This window comes from Arthrobacter sp. 2YAF22_2, assembly GCF_052114645.1.
Classification (GTDB): Bacteria; Actinomycetota; Actinomycetes; order Actinomycetales; family Micrococcaceae; genus Arthrobacter.
In genome coordinates this window covers 1-1,444 of record NZ_JBFRFD010000702.1, presented here as the reverse complement: position 1 = coordinate 1,444, position 1,444 = coordinate 1, and the positions used below count along the sequence as shown (strand labels likewise).

Genomic DNA, 1,444 nt, shown 5'->3' with positions numbered 1-1,444 from the left:
CGGCGGAGACAGTGCTGCTGCTGGGAGCGCTGCTGACCGGCAACTGGCCGGCCGCGGACGCGTCCCAGCCAGTGCACCGCCGCGAAGCGGCCGGGCTGGTGGCAAGCTACCTGCAGTGGCATCTGGAACGTGTCCTGAAATCCCTCAAACATGTGGAGCGAACGTAAAAGTGGCATTGGGAAGAAGCTTGGGAAAGAACCTGGAGAAGAGCCAGGCGAAGCAGCCGGGCGTCCGCCGGCGGAGCACCCCGGTGGTGGCGCCCTACCCGCATGCCTCCGGTGCCGTCCCGCCCGCCATCCCCGCCGAGTTCATTCCCCGGCACGTCGCGATCGTGATGGACGGCAACGGGCGCTGGGCCAACCAGCGCGGGCTGCCCCGTATCGAGGGCCACAAGGCGGGCGAGCCCGCCCTGCTTGACGTCATGGCCGGGGCCATCGAACTGGGCATCGAGCACGTCAGCGTCTACGCGTTCTCCACCGAGAACTGGCGCCGTTCGCCCGAGGAAGTACGGTTCCTGATGGGATTTAACAAGGACGTGCTGCGCCGGCAGCGAAACCAGCTCGATGAGTGGGGCGTCCGGATCCGCTGGTCCGGGCGGCGGCCCAAGCTTTGGGGCTCCGTGATCCGGGAGCTCGAAGAGGCCGAGGATTACACCCGGGCCAACACCACCTGCACCTTGAACATGTGTGTTAATTACGGTGGCCGGGCGGAAATCGCGGACGCCGTCTCCGCCATCGCCGAAGAGGTCGCCGCCGGCCGGCTCAAACCCGGTGCCATCACCGAACGGACCATCCAGAAGTATCTGGACGAGCCCGATCTGCCCGACGTGGACCTGTTCTTGCGCAGCTCCGGCGAACAGCGGCTCTCCAACTTCATGCTCTGGCAGTCCGCCTACGCCGAATTCGTCTTTCTCGACACGCTGTGGCCCGACGTGGACCGCCGCACCCTCTGGGACGCCGTCGAAATCTACGCCAGGCGGGACCGCCGCTACGGCGGGGCGGTGGACGCCGCGGCGCCGGCCGCTCCGGCCTGCCCGGCCTGAGTCCGGTACAGATCCAGCCAGAGCAGCAAGTCGCCGTAGGCTTCCTCCCGCACTCCGCGGCGGGAGAGGAAGACGTCGTGGATGGCGCCCGGGTAGCGGAAGACCGCGGCCCTGCGGCCCAGCCCTAGGGCCCGGCGTGCCGTCTCCTCCACGTCGATCACGGCGTCGACGTCCATCAGCGCTTCGGACCATTCGGCCTGGATCCGGGTGCGGCCGGAGAGCATCACCAACACCGGTGAAGTGATGTCAAGCCGCCGCTGCACGGCCGCGTGGCCGGCCAGGACCGCCTTCGTCCAGCCGGGCCGGATCGGGAACGATGCCCTCGGCCGCCAGTGCGGGTCCAGGTCCCATTCGCCGTGGGACGTGCTGCTCACGCTGTCCCAGTAGCCGGGCATGCCGGGC

At 68.6% G+C, this 1,444-nt stretch carries 2 protein-coding genes and 1 pseudogene; 2 read left to right on the top strand and 1 reads right to left on the bottom strand.

All coding sequences use genetic code 11. The features are described from left to right. Window positions 1–167 (top strand): DNA repair protein RecO C-terminal domain-containing protein (locus AB4Y86_RS18840; RefSeq protein WP_441403656.1); only part of this gene is annotated, 167 nt, incomplete at its 5' end. Window positions 168–187: 20 nt separating this feature from the next. Next, on the top strand, window positions 188–1,042 hold the full coding sequence (locus AB4Y86_RS18835) for an isoprenyl transferase (protein ID WP_441403655.1): 855 nt from the start codon (window positions 188–190) through the stop codon (window positions 1,040–1,042). Here AB4Y86_RS18835 and AB4Y86_RS18830 read toward each other — a convergent pair. Next, window positions 988–1,444: pseudogene (locus tag AB4Y86_RS18830) on the bottom strand (hypothetical protein); the annotation flags it as partial. The gene AB4Y86_RS18835 and the pseudogene AB4Y86_RS18830 sit on opposite strands and share 55 nt — an antisense overlap.